The following is an 18,634-nucleotide window of genomic DNA, read 5'->3' on the forward strand; positions in this document are numbered from 1 at the left end:
TCTTGCCCATGAGCCCATCCTGGCGCCCCTTGCCGCCGCCGGCACCCTGCCCGTTGCTGGCCTCCTGGAACGCCCCTAGGTTCCGCGCAGAACGGAATGCCTCCCTTGGCCGCCGGCATCGCCTACGAGCCGCCCACCATCACCAAGGCCTGGGCCGCTTTCCTGGCCCACATCCCCACGATCCTGCTGATCTGGGTGGTCACGATTGTCCTGACGGTCATCGGTGTCGTGGCCTCCCTGGCGCTCACGGTCCTCGGCCTCATTTCAGGCCGTGTATGGATCAGCGAAGGGCCGTACCTTCGCGGGCATTGAACTGATCGCCTGGCTGCTGGTGCTGGTGGTGACGATCTTCAACTGCGGCCTGGGCCCTCTGGTCGCAGTTCCGGTGGCCACGTATTACATCCAGAACGCCGCCTATCACCAGGGCGTGCTCAGCTGAGTGTTGAGGCCCCGGCCTTTGGAGCCGTGGGCACGCTGAGCGGACACGGCTGGGTGATGGCCCCACAGCTGCTGGCGAAGGTGGTGGCATCCAGGTAATGCCGGGGGGTTTGCCTCAGCAGTTGCCAGGCGTGGGGGGCGCTCAGCAGATTGAAGCGATCCGGATAATGCTCCTGCAGCAGGGCCCTCACATGGGGGTAGTAATCGGGATTCATGCCCGGAAAAATATGGTGCTCGGTGTGATAGGAGAAGTTGAAGTGAAGTGTGTCAAAAATGGCTGGCATCTTCAGCGAAATGCTGTTGATGAGGGGGTCGTTGGTTTCGGTGGCCTGGCAGGCCATGTGATTGGTGTAGATATAGGCCATCACCACGCTGTAGCCGATCCAGATGGGCAGAAAGTAGCCCAGAAGCAGGGGCACAGGGCGTAGACCGATGAAGCTAATGATTAACGCGTGGATCAACACGATGACGGCCAGTTCGATGGCAATCTGGCGCCTCTCCCGGCTGCTCACCCGGAAGGAGAAAACCGGATAACGCGTGGAACCATTGTTGAACAGCAGCACCGATGAAAGGTTTCGGAAGGCGTGCACACCCCAGGCTGAGGTCATGCCCACAGTCAGCCAGAACGGGTGCACTTCAAGCGATGGCACAAACAGATTCTGGATCCATTTTCCCCAGCTCGCTGGCTGGTTGGCGTTGTAGTTACGATCCGGATCCTGTTCGGAATTGGTCTTGCCGTGATGTTCCCGGTTGTGAACGGCTTTCCACAGGGTCGGCGGCATCCACAACAGGGCCAGGCCGAGCAGCTGAACCAGCCAGCGCAGCTGGGGCTGGCGGATGGCCTTGCTGTGCATCAGGTCGTGGGTGCCGAACAGCATCACCACCACGGCATTGCCCATCACCAGGGCGAAGGGCAGAAACAGAATCAGACCTTGCCAGTGGCTGAGCTGTAGCTGGCGGGCCATGGCCCAGCCCAGCGCCAGAATCGCCCCATTGAGGCCGAGGATGGTGAGGGTGCCCCGATCGGGCGTGAAGGCGTCGGCTGGCAGAAGGGGGCGGAGCTGTTTGGCGTAGTCGGGCTGGGCGATCAGAGGCTGGGCACCGGCCGGTGCTGCGGTGCTGGACGGGTGGGGCAAGGAGTGTCTGGTGTGGACCGGGGAGCAACGGGTAGGTCCATCCAGGCTTCAGCGTAGGTGGGCCCTTTGCGCCGCCGTGGCGGTTGTGGGTTCGGTCTGTGGCCTCCCGGCTGGATTAGGGGAGGGGAAAAGCCTGCAGGCCGGCGCCGTAGGTCAGACCCATCCGAGCGGCCCAGTAGAGCAACAGCAGCAGGCCGATGCCGGCCAGGTGGCGGCCCCGCAGGACCCGGGGCACGAGCCGGCCGGTCCGCAGGGCCTGCAGCGACCAGATCACCAGGCCGGCGGCCAGCACCGGCCCGAAGGCGTGCAGGGCCAGGGAGTCGTCGAAGCGCCCCACCAAGCTCGCTGCCGTTGCCCGGGTCAGGTAGCAGGTGGGGCAGGGAAGGCCGGTGAGGGCGCGCAGGGGGCAGCTGAATCCGGGCAGGCCTGGGTGCAGCCCCTTCAACACCAGCAGGCCTGTGACCCCGAGGGGCAGGAGGGGGCCGCAGCGCTCCAGCCGGCGAATCCAGCGCCGACCGACGCTGTTCACCGGTCGACGGAGCCCATGATTACGTCGATCGAACCGAGGATGGCCATGATGTCGGCCACCTTGGCCCCCTTGAGGATGTGGGGCAGGATCTGGAGGTTGTTGAAATCGGCGGCACGGATCTTCCAGCGCCAGGGGGTGACGTCGTTGTTGCCCATGATGAAGACACCCAGTTCGCCCTTGCCCGACTCCAGGCGGCAATAGAGCTCACCGTCGGGAATCTTGAAGGTTGGAGCTACCTTCTTGGCGACGTACTGGTAGTCGAAGCCATACCACTCGCTCTTCTTGCCCTCGGCCATCCGCCGGGCCTCGAGATTCTCGGTGGGGCCACCGGGAATCATGCTGATGGCCTGGCGCAGGATCTTCAGCGACTGGCGCATTTCCTCGATCCGCACCCGGTAGCGGGCGTAGCAGTCACCCTCTTTTTCCCAGGCCACGGACCATTCGAAGTCGTCGTAGCACTCGTAGTGATCCACCTTGCGCAGATCCCAGGGCACACCGGAAGCCCGCAGCATCGGACCAGACAGACTCCAGTTGATCGCCTGCTCCTTGCCGATCACCCCGAGCCCTTCAATCCGCTTGCGGAAGATGGGATTGTTGGTGATCAGTTTTTCGTACTCATCGATCTTGGGGCCAAACCAATCGCAGAAGTCAGCGCACTTCTCAAGCCAGCCGTAGGGAAGATCAACGGCCACGCCGCCAATACGGAAGTAGTTGTTGTTGATCAGTCGCTGGCCGGTGGCCGCCTCCCAGAGGTCGTAGATCATCTCCCGCTCCCGGAAGATGTAGAAGAAGGGTGTCTGGGCCCCCACGTCGGCGAGGAACGGGCCGAGCCAGAGCAGGTGGTTGGCGATGCGGTTGAGTTCCAGCATCAGCACCCGGATGTAGCTGGCCCGCTTCGGCACGGGCACGTCGGCCAGCCGTTCCGGCGCATTCACCGTGATCGCCTCGTTGAACATGCCCGCCGCGTAGTCCCAGCGACTCACGTAGGGCACGAACATCACGTTGGTGCGGTTCTCGGCGATCTTCTCCATGCCGCGGTGGAGATAGCCGATCACCGGCTCGCAGTCGATCACGTCCTCGCCGTCGAGGGTCACCACCAGCCGCAGTACCCCGTGCATCGACGGGTGATGGGGGCCGAAATTGACCACCATCGGCTCGGTGCGGGTCTCGAGCTGGGTCATGAAGGAGGGCGGCCGACGGGCCGGGTCCGAGTTGGAGCGGAGTCTAAGTAGGCGAAAGCCATGCGGGCCTGGCTCGGAGCCTGATCCGGGTGGGGCTCCGGCGCAGCTGGGGGGCTTGCGCTGGGGCGATCATGACCACGACCCTGCTGGCCCCGCATGAATGCGCAGCTGCTGCGCAACAGCCTCAAGCTGGCGGTGGCGGCCCTGATCACCGCGGCTCTGGTGGAGCGCTTCGACCGCATTGCCTTCGCCTGGTACCCGTTGCTGGCGGTGGTGATCGTGGTCGACGACAACGACGATCTGACCGTGAAGGCCGCCACCGGCCGCATCCTGGGCACGGCGGCCGGTGGGTTGATCACCTTTCTGGTGCACGGCATCGCCGCCGGCTGGCCCGGGGTGCTCCTGTCGCTGCTGCTGATCGCCCCGATGCTGCGGCTGCTGGGCTGGCAGAGCGCCCTGAGCACGGCCGCCTTGATCCCGGTGATGTTCCTGATGATCCCCGGCCACGCCGCCCTCAACTGGGATTACGTGTTCAACCGTGCCCTCGACACCTCGATCGGCTGCATCGTGGCCATTGCCGTGGGGCTGATCTTCTGGCCCCGCAATGGCCTGCAGCAGCTCGAGGCGGCGGAGCATGAGCTGGTGGCGTTGCTGCGCGGCCAGCTGGCGGGCTACAGGCGCTGGCTGGCCGGGGCGGGCAGCCTCCCCGGCCCGTTGCCGCCAGCCTCCCTGGGTGCTGGCCTGGAGCGGATGGAGACCCTGCTGCATCAGGAGCTCAGCGGGCCGCGCTGGCGGCGCCTGCAGGCGGGTGACTGGCGCCGCCGGCTGCAGCTCTGGCAGAGCCTGCGCCTGCATTGGCTGCAGTGGGAGCGGCTGCTCGTGGCGAGCGATCCGCCGCCTCCCGATCCGGCCTGTCCCAGCCCGCTCAGCGTTGCCATCGAGGTGCTGGCGGCCCAGTGCGAGGGGGGTGGCGGTGCCGATCTCCCGGTCATCCCGCTGGAGGACTGGACGGCCCTGGCCGCCGGCAGCGGCCGTTCGCTGCTCACCCTGCTGGCCCTGGCCCAGGAGCAGCGCCCGCTCCTGGAGAGCGGTCAGGAGCTCGCCCGCCTGCGTGGTGTCGCCCCATGCCCCTGATCACCCGTGTCGATCTGCGGCTCGCCCTCACCACCGGGCTGGTCAACGGCTTCAGCAGCCTCAGTGGCCTCGCCTTCGGTTACTACGCCCCCCTGGCGGTGCTGGCGGTCTGCAGCGGCACCTATGGCTCCTCGCTGGAGCTGGGCCGCCAGCGGATCCTGGGCTCGCTGCTGGGCGGGGTTCTGCTGGTGGTCGGCGTGCGCGGTCTGCAGGGCCTGCCAATGCCCGTGGGCCTGGCGATCGCCCTGGGATCGCTGCGGCTGATCGGCGGCGCCCTGGGACTGAAGGTCGGTTACAAGGTGGGCGGCATGATCATGGTGATGGGCTGGATCGTTCACGACAACGAGCTCGGCTCCTGGCTGCCGCTGCGGCTGATCTGGACCGTCGCGGGCATCATGGCGGCGTTGCTGAGCTTGCGCCTGTTCTGGCCGAGCCGCAGTCAGAGGGCCGTGCTGGCGAGTCTGGCCGAGCTGTTCGCCGGCCTGGCCGACGATCTGGCGTTCGAGGCCGCGGCCCTGCCCCCGGCTGCGACGCCCGCCGATCCGGTGGAGGGCGCTGCCCGCCTGCGGGCCCGCCAGGCGACCCTGCAGAAGCTGCGCGGCCAGCGGCCGGCCCTCGATGCGGAGCTGGGAACCAAGCCCTTCCGCCATCCCCTGCACCGGTTGGTGGAGACCCTGGAGGGGGCCGGTTCGCGGCTGCTCAGCGCCAGCCGCGATCTCGCCGACCAGCCCCCGCTGGAGCCCGATGCCGGGGCGCTGCTGGAATCGCTTCAGGCCGATCAGGCCGAGCTGCTGCGGGTGCTGGCGGCACGCCTGGCCCTCTGGAGCCGCCTGATCGGCCGGGAAGCGGGGTCCCTGCCGCCGCCTCCCGCCTCCCCCCTGCAGCTGCCCCCGGCCTGGCAGGGGCTCGAGGAGCGCTTCAACGATCCCCGGCTCGATCGGCTGCCGGCGGCGCAGCTGGAGAGGCTGGCGATCCGCTTCACCCTCGGCCGCCTGCTGCACGAGGCGATCGAGACCGCCGAGCGCGGCTGGCGCCTTCTCAGCAAGGACCTCAACCAGGGGCGGCGGGGGCCGCCACCCCTGCAGGCCAGGATAGGGTGATGGTGGCTTCGGGGTCCTTTGCGCACGTGCCCGTTCTGGCGGATGCGGTGCAGGAGGGCCTGGCCCCGCTGTCCGCCCTGCTGGCGGAGCGACCCGGCGGTGGCGTGCTGATCGACTGCACCCTCGGCGGCGGCGGCCACAGCGCCCTGCTGCTGAAGGCCCATCCCGCCCTGCGGCTGATCGGCCTCGATAGGGATCCCGCCGCCCGGGCCGCGGCCGCCGAACGGCTCGCCCCCTTTGGCGATCGGATTGCGATCCAAGCCGCCAACTTCGCCGACCACCTCCCCGCCGAGCCGGCCCTGGCCGTGCTGGCCGATCTTGGGGTCAGCAGTCCCCAGCTGGATGAGCCCAGCCGGGGGTTCAGCTTCCGGGCTCCCGGCCCCCTGGACATGCGCATGGACCCCGACGCCGGCGAAACCGCCGCCGAACTGATCGACCGGCTGGAGGAATCGGCCTTGGCGGATCTGATCCACGCCTATGGAGAAGAACGCCTGTCGCGCCGCATCGCCCGGCGTCTGGTGGCCGAGCGCCCCTGGGCCGGCAGCGGCCGCAGCACCGCCGACCTGGCCTATGCCGTGGCCGGTTGCTTCCCCCCCAAGGCGCGCCACGGCCGCATCCACCCGGCCACCCGCACCTTCCAGGCCCTGCGGATCGCCGTCAACGACGAGCTCGGGGCCCTCGACCATCTGCTCGCTGAAGCCCCCGGCTGGCTGGTTCCGGGGGGTCTGCTGGCGGTGATCAGCTTCCACTCCCTCGAGGACCGGCGCGTCAAGACGGCCTTCCTGGCCGATCCGCGCCTGGAGCGGCTCACCCGCAAGCCCCTGGTGGCCAGTGAGGAGGAGGAGCAGGCCAATCCCCGCAGCCGGTCCGCCAAGCTGAGGCTGGCCCGCCGCGTGGCCTGATCCTGCCGCCATGACCCCGGCCAGCCTGCCGAGCCTCGATCGTGTCGATGTCCTCTGGTGGATCGCCCTGCTGATCCAGGCCCTGGCCATCCCCGGCACCGTGTTGCCAGTGGCCCCCGGCCTCACCCTGCTGCCCCTGGGCGCCCTGCTGTGGTGCTGGGCCGTGGGCTGGGCCGCCGGCTGGCCGGTCCTGCTGCTGGGTGTCGTGCTGCTCGCCCTGGGCTGGGGGGCCGAGGCCCTGGGCCTGCTGCTCGGCCCGGCCCGGCTGCAGGCCACCCGCTGGAGTTATGTCGGCGCCGGCCTCGGCCTGGTGGTGGGCCTGCTGGGGCTGTTGCCGGCCCTGCCGGTGGGTGGGCCCCTGCTCGGGGCCCTGGTGGGCCCCCTGCTCGGGGCCAGCCTCGGCGAGCTGCTCACCGCCCCGCCCTCCCTGGGGCCGCCGGGCCTGGGGCGGTTGCGCCGCTCCCTGCTGGTGGGTTTGGCGGTGGTGGCCGGGATGCTGGTCAGTCGGCTGGCCCAGCTGCTGCTGGCCCTGGTGGGGGTGCTGGGGTTCGTGCTGCTCACCGCAGGCCCCTTCGCCACCCGCCTCGGCGCCTGAGGCGTGCGGCTGCGTCGCCCTCAGCGGCTGGGGTGGGGCGGCAGGGGATCGGCGCCACCGCTGGCCAGCACCAGCTGCCGGTAGGCCGCCGTGGCGATGCAGACCACCAGGGGCCAGGCCACGAAGGCCCCCACCAGGCAGGCCAGCAGACCCAGCAGCAGCAGCAGGCCCTCGATCAGGGTGAGCAGCAGCACCATCAGCCAGCTGGGGTCCACCAGGGCCCGCCCCCGTTGCAGGGCGGAGCGGGAGCCGGCCCGCTCGAACAACACGATCTGGGTGAGGAAGCTCTGGTTGATCGCCAGATAGATCACCCCCAGCAGCAGCACGCCCAGGAGCAGGGCGAACACCACCGCCAGGCTCAGGCCCAGCACCTCCACCAGGGTGCGGCTGAACGGCACCAGCTGCTCGGCGTAGACCCCGAGCAGCGCCAGGGGACCGCCCACGAGGAGCACAAGGCCGATCAGGGGCACGAGCACCACGACCGCCAGCAGCAGCCAGACCCGCAGCAGCCGCAGGAACACCTCGCCGTCCCAGCGCATCAACTGCCCCAGGGAAGGGTGGCCGCCCTGGAGGGCGCTGCCGGCGCCGCGCACCAGTCCGATGGCACACCAGAGGTTGAGCAGCAGGTTGGCCGTCAGCCCGATCAGGTAGAGGAGCCAGTCGAGGGGATCGCTGGAGGCCACACCGCCATTGCTGATGCGGCTCTGCAGGGGCTGGATCAGAAACTGGAGGGCGATCACCACCAAGGGGAAGCCAACGAAGGGCCCCGGGCTGCGGCTGAAGGCTCGCCAGCCTTCCTGGAGGGCATCACCGAAGTCGAGCCGGGCCCCCTGCCGGCCGACGGGCGTGGTCATCAACCCAAGGTTATAGACCAGAAAGCTAGACAGGCACTCGCAACTCCGCCACGGCGGCGCCAACGGCTGCCACGGCGGCATCGATGTCCGCCGCCGTGGTGCCCCGTCCCAGCCCGAAGCGGACCGTGGCGCCAGCGGCGCGGCGGTCGAGGCCGAGGGCGGCCAGCACGTGGGAGGGGCTGCCCTGGCTGCAGGCCGAACCGCTGCTCACCGCCACGGTGCGGCGCAGTTGCCGGTGCAGGCGGGTGCCGTCCACCCCCTCCACCGTGATGCTGAGGCTGTGGGGGAGGGTATGGAGTGGGTGGCCGTTGCGGCGCACACTGCCGAGGGCCTCCAGCTCTTTCCACAGCCGGTCGCGCAGGGTTCCCAGGCGTTCGGCCCGCTCCTGGCGGTCGGTCAGGGCCCTGGCCACGGCGGTGCCGAGGCCCACGATCAATGGCACCGGCAGGGTGCCACCCCGCAGCCCGCCCTCCTGGCCGCCGCCGAGCTGCTGGGGGGCCAGGGGCACCCCCGGGCGCCGCAGCAGGGCGCCGACACCCTTGGGGCCATAGAACTTGTGGCCGCTGAGGCTGAGCAGGTCGATGCCGAGGTCGGCCATGGCCAGGGGGATGTGACCCACCGCCTGGGCGGCGTCGCAGTGGAACAGCACCCCCCGCTCGCGGCAGAGGGCGCCGATGTCGGCCAGGGGCTGCAGCACGCCGATCTCGTTGTTCGCCGCCATCACCGACAGCAGCAGGGTGTCGGGGCCCAGGGCCTCGGCGAGCCGCTCGGGGGCGACCAGGCCATCGGCCCCCACCGGCAGCACGGTGAGTGGAAAGCCGTGGCGCTCCAGCCAGGCCAGCGGCTCCAGCACGGCCCGATGCTCGCTGGCCAGGGTCACCAGCCGGCGGCGGGGCTCCCGCCGCTCCAGGGCGGCCTCGGCCACCCCGCGCAGGGCCAGGTTGTTGGCTTCGGTGGCGCCGCTGGTGAAGATCACCGCGTCGCTGCCCACGCCCAGAGCCTCGGCCACCCGGTCCCGGGCGATGTCCACGGCCGCCCCCGCTTCCAGGGCCGGCCGATACAGGCGGCTGGAGGGGTTGGCAGCGTTCTGGCTCCACCAGGGCGCCATCGCCGCCAGCACCGCCGGATCGCACGGGGTGCTCGCGTGGTGGTCGAGGTAGGTCAGCATGGGGCCATGCTGAACCGTCCCCGCTCCTCCGGTGCCCTGCCCCTGCGGCTGGGGGCTGCGCTTTGCCGGGCCTTGCTGGCGGCGTCCTGCCTGGTGGCGGCTTCTGTGGGGGTGGCCTGGCCCGCGGCCGCCCAGGAGGATTCGCGCAGCAACGCCGAGAATCGACCGCCGGGCTTCCAGGTGCTGCTGGACCGGGTGACCCACCGCGGCCGGGAGGTGGTGGGCGTCTACGGCCTGGTTCCCGAGCCAGCCCAGCCGGGGATGTGGCGCGTGCAGGTGTGGGAGGAGCTCGATGACCGGGTCACCGTCGCCACCGACAAGATCGGTTGCAGCCTCACCAGCCCCCTGAGGATCACCGGCTCTTCGCGCCGGCTGATCATTCGTGAGCTCAATCCCGGCGGTGTGATCACCCCGGCCAATCGCCTCGACCACCTCATGTGGTGGGCCGTCTGCGTGCCCGCCCAGGCCGGCAAGGATCCCGCCAGCCTCGGCCCCCTGGCCCTCCAGCTCGGCTACAGCGGCCGGTTGCCGGAACGGGAACAGGTGGTGCTTGGTCCCGGTCGATAGATTGGACCCATGAGCCAAGACCCTTCCGCCGCCGCCGGCCCCATCTCCGAGCCGTCCGGGTCGGAGGAGACGCTCGAGGCCGCCGCCAGCACCCCGGTGCGGCTGTTGCTGGTGGACGACGAGCCCGGACTGCGCACGGCGGTCAAGGCCTACCTGGAAGACGAGGGGTTCGCCGTCACGACAGCCAACGACGGCGAGGAGGGCTGGACGGCGGCCCAGGCCCAGATGCCTGATGTGGTGATCACCGACGTGATGATGCCCCGCTGCGACGGCTACGGCCTGCTGAAGCGGCTCCGGGACGATGAGCGGCTCGGGGGCACGCCGGTGATCTTTCTCACCGCCAAAGGCATGACGGCCGACCGCATCGCCGGTTTCCAGGCCGGCGCCGACGACTACATCCCCAAGCCGTTCGACCCGGATGAACTGGTGGCCAGGGTGCGCAACGTGGTGCGCCGCCAGGAGCGGCTGCTGGCGGAGGCGGCCCGTTTCGCCGATGCCGACATCGGTGCCATGGCCCGCCAGATCACCGAGATCCGTTCGATGCTGGGCGGCGGTGGCGCCAGTGCCCGCAAGCCCGTCACCGACGTCAAACTCGACTTCACCCCCCGCGAGGCCAGCGTCCTGCAGCTGGTGGCGGAGGGAATGATGAACAAGGAGATCGCCCGCCGGCTGGAAACCTCGATCCGCAATGTGGAGAAGTACGTGAGCCGGCTGTTCATCAAGACCGGCACCGCCAGCCGCACCGAGCTGGTGCGTTTCGCCCTCGAGCACGGGCTGGTGGATTGAGGCCCTCCACCCCCCACCGCTGAGCCTGCCACCGGGCTGGCTGCCGGCCCAGCGCAACGCCGGCTGGACCTATCGCGACCGTGTTCCCCTCGCCGGGGCCGGGAGGGGGATCGTGGCCTATTACGCCGGCCGTTACCCCCACTCCGGAGCGGCCGAATGGCAACGGCGCCTCGACGCCGGCGAGATCAGCCGCAACGGCGAGCCGCTGCGGGCTGAGGCGATCCTCGCCGCGGGCGACCGGCTGCTCTGGCGGCGTTCCCCTTGGCTGGAGCCCGCCGTGCCGGTGGGTTGGGGGGTGATCCATGACGACGGCGATCTGCTGGTGATCGACAAGCCCAGCGGCCTGCCCGTGCTGCCGGCGGGTGGCTTCCTGGAACACACCCTGCTGCGGCTGCTGGAGCGCCAGAGCGCCGCCGGGCCGGCCGGGGCGCCGCCCCCGCGGCCGGTGCACCGGCTCGGCCGCTTCACCTCCGGCTTGCTGGTCTGCGCCCGCCGCCCCGCCACCCGCGCCTGGTTGAGCCAGCGGTTGCGGGACAGCAGCGCCGCGGGCGAAGGCGAGGCCCCGTCCTGTCGCAAGCTCTATCGCACGCTGCTGCGGCCGGGGGCCCTGGAGCTGGAGCTGGGCGTTCCCCTGCCGATCACCACGGCCATCGGCCGTCGGGCCCACCCGTTGCTGGGGACGATCTGGTGCGCCTCCCCTGCTGGGCTGGCCGCCAGCAGCCTGCTGACCATGCTGCGGCGTCATCCGGACGGGGATCTGGCGCAGGTGGAGATCGCCACGGGCCGGCCCCACCAGATCCGCATCCATTGCGCCGCCATTGGGGCGCCGCTGCTGGGGGATCCCCTGTATCTGGCCGGTGGATCGGCCCGTGCGGAGGTGCTGCCGGGGGAGGGGGGCTACCGGCTGCACGCCCATCGGCTGGATCTGGCCGGACCCGACGGGGCCAGCTTCACGTGGGAGGCGCCCCTGCCGGCGTGGGGTTCGGGCTGATGGCGGCCAGGGCGGGAGAGCGCCAGCTCAGCCGCGCTCGAAGGCGATCAGGCGGGAGAAGTAGAAGGGGGCCTGGTTGAGGCTGCGGTGGACGGGGCGGAAGCCTGCGGCGGCCGCGGCCGCCACGATCCCGTCTTCGCGCAGGGTGTAGGCGCGGGTGGTCTTGCTCGGCCCGGGGAACAGCTGGCCGATCTGCTTGAGCACCGCCAGCAGCGGCGTGTAGGGGGCGAAGCTGACGATCAGCTGGCGCTCGGCCATGGCGGCCAGGTGCCGCACCATGGCTTCGGCGGCCGCCTGGGGGTAGTGGATGAACACATCCAGGCAGATCACCGTGTCGTAGCGACCCTGGAGGCTCTCCAGATCGGAAGCGCTGAAGCTCAGCCGCTCCGAGGCCAGACCGGCCTCGGCGGCGCGGCGGCTGGCCTCGGCCACCATCGCCGCCGAGAGGTCACTGGCGGCGATCGAGCCGGCCCCGAGGGCGGCCAGGGGCAGGCTGAGGCTGCCGACCCCGCAGCCGGCATCACAGAAGCTGCGGCTCGACAGATCGCCTTGCTGCTGCAGCCAGGCCAGCACCGCATCCACCGTCTTCTGGTGGCCGAGGCGGATGTTGCGCTGGACCCGGTTCACCTCCTCGCTGTCGCTGTAGATGCGGTTCCAGCGCTCGAAGCCGGTGCTTTCGAAGTAGGCCTGCACCTCGGCTTTCTCGGCCTGCGTCTCAGCCTGTGTCTCGGCTGACGCGGGGGGTTGCGGTTCCGGGGGCATGGGGCGCAGGGCCGTTCGGGTGGGCCGGATCCTAGGGAGTTGGGGCCAAGGTCACCCCCCTAGGGCTCGCCAGCCGCCGTGTCCGGACGCCGCCAGTCCAGGCGCCCGTCAGCCGCCGTGCTCCAGCGCAGGGTGTCCACCAGGGGCAACCCCAGCAGCAGCTGCTCCAGCGGCCGCCGCTCCCCCAGCAGGCGCCGGGGGGCGAGGGTGGCGGCGGCGATCGAGGCCGGCACCAGGCCGCTCCAGCCGGCCAGCCGCCGCACCCCCTCCAGCAGCGGCAGGGTGACCCCCGCCAGGGTGCCGTCCTCCAGTCGGCAGCTGCCGTCCTGCACCAGCAGGAGCCGTTCGTCCCAGCGGTGGCTGCCGTCGGCGAGCCCGTAGGGAGCCAGGGCATCGCTGACGATCACCAGCTGGTGGGGCGCCAGCCGCTGCAGCAGCACGGCCATGGTCGGAGCCACGTGGACACCGTCGGCGATCAGCCCCAGGGCCACTTCCCCCTGGAGCAACGCCGCCCCCACAGGTCCCGGGGCGCGGTGGTGCAGCCCGGCCATGGCGTTGAAGCTGTGGGTGAGCATCCCCACCCCCCGCCCAAAGGACTGCCTGGCCTGCTCCTCATTGGCGCCGCTGTGGCCCAGGCTCACCACCACGCCGGCGGCCCGCAGGTCGTCGATCACCTCGGTGGCGCCCTCCAGTTCCGGCGCCAGGGTCACCAGGGCGACATCGGCCTCGGGGCCCGCATGGAAGCCGGCGATCAGGCTGTCGAGGGCAGCCCGGCTGGGGGCCTGCAGGTGCTGGGCCGGGTGGGCACCGCGCCGCTCCGGCGCCAGGAACGGTCCCTCCAGATGGGCGCCCAGCAGCCGGCAGTGCCCCGGACGGTGCCGGCGGCGGGCTTCGGCCAGCACCGTCAGGGCCTGGCGTACGTCCTGCGGGTCGCAGGTCACCAGGGTGGGACAGATGGCCTCCACCCCATCCCGCCAGAGGTGCGCCAGCAGCGCCTGCAGGCGGGGCAGGTCCCCGTGGGTCAGTTCGGGGAAGGCCAGGCCCAGGCCGCCGTTGATCTGCAGGTCCACACCCCCCGGGGACAGCCAGTCGCCACCCCAGTCCTCGCCGGCGGCCCGGCTCCCCGGCGGCGTCGGCCGCACCCGGGCAATCAGTCCGTCGCGGTCGACACCGACCTGCCAGCGCCGCTCCGCCTCGCCGCAGGCCGGGTCATCGCCTGCCAGTCGCAGGTTGGTCAGCCAACGCATCCGGGCAGCCGCGGGACGGGACAATGCCATCCTCGCCGTCCCTGCCCCATGGATCCCACCCCCGCCGCTTCCGTGCCCGCCCCACCGCCCCGGGTCGCGGTCGTGATGGGCAGTGATTCCGACCTGCCGACGCTGGAGCCGGCCGTGCGGATCCTGGAGCAGCTGGGGGTGGCCAGCGAAGTGCGGGTGCTCTCGGCCCATCGCACCCCATGGGAGATGGCGGCTTTCGCCGAGGCGGCGGCCTCGCGCGGCTTTCGGGTGATCATTGCCGGGGCCGGCGGTGCCGCCCACCTGCCCGGCATGGTGGCGGCCTTCTGCCTGCTGCCGGTGATCGGTGTGCCGGTGCGCAGCCAGGCCCTTTCCGGCATGGATTCCCTGCACTCCATCGTGCAGATGCCGGCGGGTGTCCCGGTGGCCACGGTGGCCATCGGCGGCGGCCTCAATGCCGGCCTGCTGGCGGCCTCGATCCTGGCCATCGCCGATCCGGTGCTCGCTGAAGCTCTGGAGGCCTACCGGCGCGGACTGCATGATCAGGTGGTGGCCAAGGATGGGCGCCTGCAGGCCCTGGGCAGCGCCGCCTACCTGGAGGCCATGGGCCAGGGGTGAAGCGCTGGCGGTTGCCGGCCCGGCAGGCCAAGCTGAGCAGCGTTCGTTGCTTCACCGGGGCTGTGCCCGGCTCCCGCTGATGCTTGAGCGGCTGGTGCTGCCCCCCTGGCTGCGGTTCTCCCTGGCCCTGCCCCTGCTGGTGCTCAACCTGTGGGTGCTGCGCCAGTTACTGGTTCCCCTGGCGCCCTTCCCGGCCCTGTTCCTGACGGCCGCCCTGCTGGCGTTCCTGCTCGACATCCCCAGCCGTTGGCTGATCCAGCGCGGTCTGCCGCGGCCACTGGCCCTGGTGCTGGTGCTGGGGCTGAGCCTTTCGGTGGTGGTGCTGGCGGCCCTGGTGCTGGTGCCCCGGCTGGTGGAGCAGCTCGGTGACCTGGTGCTGGCCCTGCCCAGCTGGCTGGCCCAGGGGGAAACCCTGCTGGGGCAGCTGCAGAGCTGGGCCACCGAGCGGGGGCTGCCCACCGACTTCGGCGGGATCAGCAGCGATCTGATCACCCGCACCAGCAAGATCGCCTCCCAGCTCAGCCAGCAGGTGCTGGGAATCCTGGGGGCCACGGTGAGCATCACCGTCAACACGGTGATCGTCCTGGTGCTGGCGGTGTTCCTGCTGCTGGGGGGCGAGGGCATCGCCAGGGGGCTGGTGGAGTGGTTGCCCAGCGGCACCCGCGCCCTGGTGCTCAGCACCCTCGACCGCACCTTCCGGGGCTACTTCGCTGGCCAGGTGGTGCTGGCCCTGATCCTCAGCGGCGCCCAGAGCCTGGTGTTCACCCTGCTCGGGATCCCCTATGGGGTGCTGTTTGCGGTGGCCATCGGCTTCACCACCCTGATTCCTTACGCCAGTGCCCTCACCATCGTGGGGGTGAGCGTGTTGCTGGCGCTCCAGGATCCGCGTACCGGCCTGGAGGTGCTGGCGGTGGCGATCAGCGTCGGCCAGGTGGTCGACCAGGTGATCCAGCCGCGCCTGATGGGGTCGATCGTGGGACTGCAGCCGGCCTGGCTGCTGATCAGCCTGCCGATCGGCGCCCGGCTGGGGGGGCTGCTGGGGCTGGGGGAACTGCTGGGTCTGCTGCTGGCGGTGCCAGTCGCCAGCTGCTCCAAGACCTTCCTCGATGCCTGGGCCCTGCGCCTGAGGGCAGAGCCATTCAGGGCTCTGCCGGAGCCGGAATGATGCCGCGCCGCTCCAGTTCGGCCATCACCTGGGCCACCGAGTCGTCGAGGCTCTGCTCGCCGGTGGCCACCCGCAGCTCGGGGGCTTCGGGGGCTTCATAGGGACTCGAGATACCGGTGAATTCCTTGATCTCCCCGGCCCGGGCCTTGGCGTAGAGCCCCTTGGTGTCCCGTTGTTCGCAGACCTCCAGGTCGGCGGCGCAATGGATTTCCAGGAAATCGCCCGACTCCACCAGGTCACGGGCCCGTTGGCGGTCGGCCTGGAAGGGGGAGACGAAGGCGGTGAGCACCACCACGCCGGCATCCAGGAACAGCTTCGCCACCTCACCGATCCGGCGGATGTTCTCCTCGCGATCGGCGTCGGAGAAGCCCAGATCGCTGCACAACCCGTGGCGCACGTTGTCGCCATCGAGCACGTAACAGGCCAGCCCCTGCTCAAACAAGGCCGAGTTCACGGCATTGGCCAGGGTGCTCTTGCCCGCTCCCGAGAGCCCCGTGAACCAGAGGATGGCGCTGCGGTGGCCCCGCTGGTGGGCCCGGGCGGCGCGGCTCACGGTGGAGTGGTGCCAGACGATGTTGGTGGCCTTGGACGGCGAGGTCATCTCGGACACAGAACGGACAGGAGCTTTGTGCCGCATTCTCCCCTACCCCCCCGCCTGCTTCGGGCGGAACCCCTGCACCTCCAGCTCGGCCAGGCTGAGGGCCACCTGGTCACCCTGGAGTTCGATCACCCCGTCTTTGAGGGTGCCGCCGGTGCCGGCGCGGGTCTTGAGCCGCTGCAGCAGGGCGCGCGCCTCGGCATCTGGAATGTCCAGCCCCGTGATCGCCGTGACCAGCTTGCCGCCCTTGCCCGCCTTGGTGCGCTGCACCCGCACGCGCTGCTGGGCCCGGGCCACGCCAGGGCCGCCAGGGGCCGGAGGCCGCTGCAGGCTCTCTGAGCCGCTGAATTCCCTCCAGCCGCCTTTAGGCATGGTTGCGGACCTCCCTGAAGAGCTGCTGCATGCGGCGGCCGGCGGCGGAGACCAGCCGGGAAGGCAGCGAGCGGGGGCGCATCATTTCGGGCAAGGTCGGCGGTTCGGAAAAGTCGACGCCCTCCCCGACGCGATGGCGGGCCAGGGCCTTGTGGTTGGCGGCGGCCGTGTAGTGGCAGACGTAGGAGCGGCGGGTGAGCGAGGGATCGCCCATGGGGGTGCCGCCGTGAATCAGCGCCCCATGCCAGATCAGCAGATCGCCGCGCCGGGGCAGGTAGATGCTCGGTGACCAGCCCTGCTGGCGGATCAGGGTCTCCAGGTACTGGCCGTACCCCGCGGCCGTCTGGGGGTCGGTGTCGCGGCTGGCGAGAATTCCACCCTGGTGCCAGTCGTAAAACTGATGGCCTTCCAGGAGATGGGAGCCCTTGTAGTAAACGAGCGGTCCGGCCTGATCGCTGATGTCTTCCAGGGGAATCCAGGCGGCGGCCAGATGGCCCAGCCGCTTGTGATGGTGAACGTAGGAGAAATCCTGGTGCAGCGATTGCTCGCTGCTTTTCCAGAAGGTGAGCGATTGGATCAGGGCCGGTGCCGATCCGAACAGCTCGTCGAGAAACCGGATGATGGGCTCTGAGAAGGCAAGGTCGCGGGCTGAATCGAAGTAGCGATGCAGGTCATTGAGCTTGAGCCCGGGGCCCGCCTGCCGCAGATCCGTGATACCCAGTTTTGGCAGATTGCGCAGCACCCTGGCTTCGTAGTGATCCACCTTGCCGTCGATGCCGATCATGCCGTGCAGCAGGGACGTCTGGGCCAGGCGTGGCAGGGCGTCCAGGTCGGCGTCGATCCGATCGAGGAGATCAGAGTCGATCACCTGGGGAAAGATGATCACACCGTCTCGAAGGAAGTGCAGCATCTCCGGTGAGTAAATCTGGCCCGCCACTTCGGGTTTCTGGCGATGCAACCGTTCCGCCAGTGTCAGGGACGAGAGGTAGTGGTGGGGAAGCATCTCTGGCGTTCGTTTGGAACGGGGTCGGCACCCACTGCCGCCCGTGATTCTGCCGGGCCCATCGGAATCCCAGGGTCCGTCCCAGCCATGCCGGGTGGTGCCTCCCTACTCTGGACCATCCCCGTAGGCACCGCCGGTGACCAGCACCGTCCCTTCCCGCCGCGTTGATCCCGCCGAGCTGCAGCCGTCGGTCCGCCCGGATGGACTGGGCCGTTTCGGTCCCTTCGGCGGTCAGTACGTTCCTGAAACCCTGATGCCCGCCCTGGCGGAGCTGGAGACGGCCGCCGCTGAGGCCTGGGCCGACCCCGCCTTCACCGCCCGGCTTGATCACCTGCTGCGCCATTACGTCGGGCGTCCAACGCCGCTGTACGAAGCCGAGCGCCTCACCGCCCACTACCGCCGTCCGGAGGGCGGCCCGCGCCTGTGGCTGAAGCGCGAAGACCTCAACCACACCGGCGCCCACAAGATCAACAACGCCCTGGGCCAGGCCCTGCTGGCGTTGCGGATGGGCAAGCAGCGGATCATCGCCGAGACCGGCGCCGGCCAGCACGGCGTCGCCACGGCCACGGTCTGTGCCCGCTTCGGGCTGGAGTGCGTCATCTACATGGGCGCCGAAGACATGCGCCGCCAGGCCCTCAACGTGTTCCGGATGCGGCTGCTGGGGGCCACGGTTCAGCCGGTCACCGCCGGCAGCGCCACCCTCAAGGACGCCACCAGTGAGGCCATCCGCGACTGGGTCACCAACGTGGAGCGCACCCACTACATCCTCGGTTCGGTGGCCGGCCCGCACCCCTACCCGATGCTGGTGCGCGACTTCCATGCCGTGATCGGCCAGGAAGCCAGGGCCCAGTGCCTGGAGGCCTTCGGTCGACTGCCGGATGTGCTGATCGCCTGTGTGGGCGGTGGCTCCAACGCCATGGGCCTGTTCCATCCCTTTGTTCAGGACACCTCCGTGCGCCTGATCGGCGTGGAGGCGGCCGGCGAGGGCGTGGCCACCGGTCGCCATGCCGCCACCATCACCGAAGGGCGGGTGGGGGTGCTGCACGGCGCCATGAGCCTGCTGCTGCAGGACGACGAAGGCCAGGTGCAGGAGGCCCACTCGATCAGCGCCGGCCTCGATTACCCGGGTGTGGGTCCGGAGCACAGCTATCTCAAGGGCATTGGCCGCGCCGAGTATGCCGCCGTCACCGACGCCCAGGCCCTGGAGGCCCTCCAACGGGTGAGCCAGCTGGAGGGCATCATCCCCGCCCTGGAGACGGCCCACGCCTTCGCCTGGCTCGAATCCCTCTGCCCAACCCTCGCCCCCGGCACCGAAGTGGTGCTCAACCTCTCCGGCCGCGGCGACAAGGACGTCAACACCGTGGCGGAGAAGCTGGGCGATGCCATGGGGGCCTGATCGGCACCGGTCACCGCGCCGGGCAGGCACTGGCCAAGCTCTGGGGCCTGGGATGGGGACGCGGGATCGGAAACTCGACGTAAGCTCGGCTTCCATACTGGCGA

Annotated in this window: 21 protein-coding genes; 11 read left to right on the top strand and 10 right to left on the bottom strand. The window is 70.1% G+C overall.

Translation table 11 applies throughout. The features are described from left to right. Positions 1-96: 96 nt before the first annotated feature. Positions 97-312 (top strand): hypothetical protein, encoded by a 216-nt coding sequence (locus KBZ33_RS06205; RefSeq protein WP_255011598.1) that lies wholly within the window; start codon positions 97-99, stop codon positions 310-312. A gap of 119 nt (positions 313-431) precedes the next feature. Here the strand turns inward: KBZ33_RS06205 and KBZ33_RS06210 are convergent, their stop codons facing one another. The 3 genes from KBZ33_RS06210 to KBZ33_RS06220 all read right to left on the bottom strand — a co-directional run bounded on the left by KBZ33_RS06210 (position 432) and on the right by KBZ33_RS06220 (position 3,284). Beyond that, complete coding sequence (locus KBZ33_RS06210; RefSeq protein ID WP_254951567.1) at positions 432-1,574, bottom strand: fatty acid desaturase; 1,143 nt, start codon at positions 1,572-1,574, stop codon at positions 432-434. A 115-nt stretch (positions 1,575-1,689) separates the two neighbouring features. After that, positions 1,690-2,103, bottom strand: coding sequence for a DUF2752 domain-containing protein (locus tag KBZ33_RS06215; protein WP_254951566.1), 414 nt, complete (start codon positions 2,101-2,103; stop codon positions 1,690-1,692). Then, entirely contained in the window at positions 2,100-3,284 is a 1,185-nt protein-coding gene (locus KBZ33_RS06220; RefSeq protein ID WP_254951565.1) for an NAD(P)H-quinone oxidoreductase subunit H, read from the bottom strand. Before KBZ33_RS06220 ends, KBZ33_RS06215 begins: the two co-directional genes overlap by 4 nt. A gap of 156 nt (positions 3,285-3,440) precedes the next feature. On the opposite strand from KBZ33_RS06220, the gene KBZ33_RS06225 reads away from it, so the two are divergent. From KBZ33_RS06225 to KBZ33_RS06240, 4 genes are read left to right on the top strand one after another with little or no spacing between them, the layout of a single operon-like run. Continuing rightward, the gene (locus KBZ33_RS06225; RefSeq protein ID WP_254951564.1) at positions 3,441-4,418 is read left to right on the top strand and encodes an aromatic acid exporter family protein; all 978 of its coding nucleotides are present in this window, start codon (positions 3,441-3,443) and stop codon (positions 4,416-4,418) included. Then, complete coding sequence (locus KBZ33_RS06230; protein WP_254951563.1) at positions 4,409-5,518, top strand: FUSC family protein; 1,110 nt, start codon at positions 4,409-4,411, stop codon at positions 5,516-5,518. The genes KBZ33_RS06225 and KBZ33_RS06230 overlap by 10 nt, the downstream gene beginning before the upstream one ends. Next, complete coding sequence (rsmH, locus tag KBZ33_RS06235) at positions 5,518-6,420, top strand: 16S rRNA (cytosine(1402)-N(4))-methyltransferase RsmH (protein WP_254951562.1); 903 nt, start codon at positions 5,518-5,520, stop codon at positions 6,418-6,420. Before KBZ33_RS06230 ends, rsmH begins: the two co-directional genes overlap by 1 nt. Before the next feature lie 10 nt (positions 6,421-6,430). Further along, a complete protein-coding gene (locus tag KBZ33_RS06240; RefSeq protein WP_254951561.1) occupies positions 6,431-7,015 on the top strand; it encodes a DUF456 family protein in 585 nt (194 codons plus the stop codon). A gap of 20 nt (positions 7,016-7,035) precedes the next feature. Here the strand turns inward: KBZ33_RS06240 and KBZ33_RS06245 are convergent, their stop codons facing one another. Together KBZ33_RS06245 and KBZ33_RS06250 are read right to left on the bottom strand one after the other, a co-directional pair. Then, a complete protein-coding gene (locus KBZ33_RS06245) occupies positions 7,036-7,869 on the bottom strand; it encodes a hypothetical protein (protein WP_254951560.1) in 834 nt (277 codons plus the stop codon). Positions 7,870-7,894: 25 nt separating this feature from the next. Next, positions 7,895-9,037 carry a cysteine desulfurase family protein gene (locus KBZ33_RS06250; RefSeq protein WP_254951559.1) on the bottom strand — a complete coding sequence of 381 codons (1,143 nt, stop codon included), beginning with the start codon at positions 9,035-9,037 and terminating at the stop codon, positions 7,895-7,897. Between the two features lie 6 nt (positions 9,038-9,043). Between KBZ33_RS06250 and KBZ33_RS06255 the strand changes: the two genes are divergently transcribed. The 3 genes from KBZ33_RS06255 (at position 9,044) to KBZ33_RS06265 (ending at position 11,381) form a co-directional block, all read left to right on the top strand. Then, the gene (locus KBZ33_RS06255; protein ID WP_254951557.1) at positions 9,044-9,604 is read left to right on the top strand and encodes a hypothetical protein; all 561 of its coding nucleotides are present in this window, start codon (positions 9,044-9,046) and stop codon (positions 9,602-9,604) included. A 9-nt stretch (positions 9,605-9,613) separates the two neighbouring features. Beyond that, positions 9,614-10,390 (top strand): response regulator transcription factor, encoded by a 777-nt coding sequence (locus tag KBZ33_RS06260; RefSeq protein WP_254951555.1) that lies wholly within the window; start codon positions 9,614-9,616, stop codon positions 10,388-10,390. Positions 10,391-10,502: 112 nt separating this feature from the next. Then, positions 10,503-11,381: a pseudouridine synthase gene (locus KBZ33_RS06265; protein ID WP_254951553.1), complete on the top strand. Its 879-nt coding sequence runs from the start codon at positions 10,503-10,505 to the stop codon at positions 11,379-11,381. Between the two features lie 27 nt (positions 11,382-11,408). Here KBZ33_RS06265 and bchM read toward each other — a convergent pair whose 3' ends face one another. Both bchM and KBZ33_RS06275 read right to left on the bottom strand, forming a co-directional pair. Further along, complete coding sequence (bchM, locus tag KBZ33_RS06270; RefSeq protein WP_254951551.1) at positions 11,409-12,143, bottom strand: magnesium protoporphyrin IX methyltransferase; 735 nt, start codon at positions 12,141-12,143, stop codon at positions 11,409-11,411. A gap of 59 nt (positions 12,144-12,202) precedes the next feature. Next, positions 12,203-13,390, bottom strand: a complete 1,188-nt coding sequence (locus KBZ33_RS06275; RefSeq protein WP_254951549.1) for an N-acetylglucosamine-6-phosphate deacetylase — start codon at positions 13,388-13,390, stop codon at positions 12,203-12,205. Between the two features lie 48 nt (positions 13,391-13,438). On the opposite strand from KBZ33_RS06275, the gene purE reads away from it, so the two are divergent. Beyond that, positions 13,439-13,996: a 5-(carboxyamino)imidazole ribonucleotide mutase gene (gene purE / locus KBZ33_RS06280; protein WP_254951547.1), complete on the top strand. Its 558-nt coding sequence runs from the start codon at positions 13,439-13,441 to the stop codon at positions 13,994-13,996. 79 nt (positions 13,997-14,075) lie between these two features. Then, entirely contained in the window at positions 14,076-15,161 is a 1,086-nt protein-coding gene (locus KBZ33_RS06285) for an AI-2E family transporter (RefSeq protein ID WP_254951546.1), read from the top strand. Here the strand turns inward: KBZ33_RS06285 and cysC are convergent. Genes cysC through KBZ33_RS06300 form a run of 3 tightly spaced genes read right to left on the bottom strand, consistent with a single transcriptional unit; the run spans position 15,136 to position 17,134 of the window. Beyond that, positions 15,136-15,762: an adenylyl-sulfate kinase gene (gene cysC, locus KBZ33_RS06290; RefSeq protein WP_254951544.1), complete on the bottom strand. Its 627-nt coding sequence runs from the start codon at positions 15,760-15,762 to the stop codon at positions 15,136-15,138. The genes KBZ33_RS06285 and cysC overlap by 26 nt on opposite strands. Before the next feature lie 42 nt (positions 15,763-15,804). Beyond that, complete coding sequence (locus tag KBZ33_RS06295; RefSeq protein ID WP_254951542.1) at positions 15,805-16,131, bottom strand: translation initiation factor; 327 nt, start codon at positions 16,129-16,131, stop codon at positions 15,805-15,807. Beyond that, entirely contained in the window at positions 16,124-17,134 is a 1,011-nt protein-coding gene (locus tag KBZ33_RS06300; protein ID WP_254951540.1) for a phytanoyl-CoA dioxygenase family protein, read from the bottom strand. Before KBZ33_RS06300 ends, KBZ33_RS06295 begins: the two co-directional genes overlap by 8 nt. A gap of 136 nt (positions 17,135-17,270) precedes the next feature. Between KBZ33_RS06300 and trpB the strand changes: the two genes are divergently transcribed. Further along, entirely contained in the window at positions 17,271-18,530 is a 1,260-nt protein-coding gene (gene trpB / locus KBZ33_RS06305; protein ID WP_254951538.1) for a tryptophan synthase subunit beta, read from the top strand. Positions 18,531-18,634: the final 104 nt, after the last annotated feature.

Origin of the sequence: Cyanobium sp. Cruz-8D1, from assembly GCF_024345975.1 — a bacterium.
Taxonomy (GTDB): Bacteria; Cyanobacteriota; Cyanobacteriia; order PCC-6307; family Cyanobiaceae; genus Cyanobium.

Excerpts from the sequence above, each read along its gene's own strand:
- KBZ33_RS06205 (WP_255011598.1), top strand. The coding sequence starts at position 97 with ATGCCTCCCTTGGCCGCCGGCATCGCCTACGAGCCGCCCACCATCACC.
- KBZ33_RS06220 (WP_254951565.1), bottom strand. The coding sequence starts at position 3,284 with ATGACCCAGCTCGAGACCCGCACCGAGCCGATGGTGGTCAATTTCGGC.
- KBZ33_RS06225 (WP_254951564.1), top strand. The coding sequence starts at position 3,441 with ATGAATGCGCAGCTGCTGCGCAACAGCCTCAAGCTGGCGGTGGCGGCC.
- KBZ33_RS06230 (WP_254951563.1), top strand. The coding sequence starts at position 4,409 with ATGCCCCTGATCACCCGTGTCGATCTGCGGCTCGCCCTCACCACCGGG.
- rsmH (WP_254951562.1), top strand. The coding sequence starts at position 5,518 with ATGGTGGCTTCGGGGTCCTTTGCGCACGTGCCCGTTCTGGCGGATGCG.
- KBZ33_RS06240 (WP_254951561.1), top strand. The coding sequence starts at position 6,431 with ATGACCCCGGCCAGCCTGCCGAGCCTCGATCGTGTCGATGTCCTCTGG.
- KBZ33_RS06245 (WP_254951560.1), bottom strand. The coding sequence starts at position 7,869 with ATGACCACGCCCGTCGGCCGGCAGGGGGCCCGGCTCGACTTCGGTGAT.
- KBZ33_RS06250 (WP_254951559.1), bottom strand. The coding sequence starts at position 9,037 with ATGCTGACCTACCTCGACCACCACGCGAGCACCCCGTGCGATCCGGCG.
- KBZ33_RS06255 (WP_254951557.1), top strand. The coding sequence starts at position 9,044 with ATGCTGAACCGTCCCCGCTCCTCCGGTGCCCTGCCCCTGCGGCTGGGG.
- KBZ33_RS06260 (WP_254951555.1), top strand. The coding sequence starts at position 9,614 with ATGAGCCAAGACCCTTCCGCCGCCGCCGGCCCCATCTCCGAGCCGTCC.
- bchM (WP_254951551.1), bottom strand. The coding sequence starts at position 12,143 with ATGCCCCCGGAACCGCAACCCCCCGCGTCAGCCGAGACACAGGCTGAG.
- KBZ33_RS06275 (WP_254951549.1), bottom strand. The coding sequence starts at position 13,390 with ATGCGTTGGCTGACCAACCTGCGACTGGCAGGCGATGACCCGGCCTGC.
- purE (WP_254951547.1), top strand. The coding sequence starts at position 13,439 with ATGGATCCCACCCCCGCCGCTTCCGTGCCCGCCCCACCGCCCCGGGTC.
- KBZ33_RS06285 (WP_254951546.1), top strand. The coding sequence starts at position 14,076 with ATGCTTGAGCGGCTGGTGCTGCCCCCCTGGCTGCGGTTCTCCCTGGCC.
- cysC (WP_254951544.1), bottom strand. The coding sequence starts at position 15,762 with ATGACCTCGCCGTCCAAGGCCACCAACATCGTCTGGCACCACTCCACC.
- KBZ33_RS06295 (WP_254951542.1), bottom strand. The coding sequence starts at position 16,131 with ATGCCTAAAGGCGGCTGGAGGGAATTCAGCGGCTCAGAGAGCCTGCAG.
- KBZ33_RS06300 (WP_254951540.1), bottom strand. The coding sequence starts at position 17,134 with ATGCTTCCCCACCACTACCTCTCGTCCCTGACACTGGCGGAACGGTTG.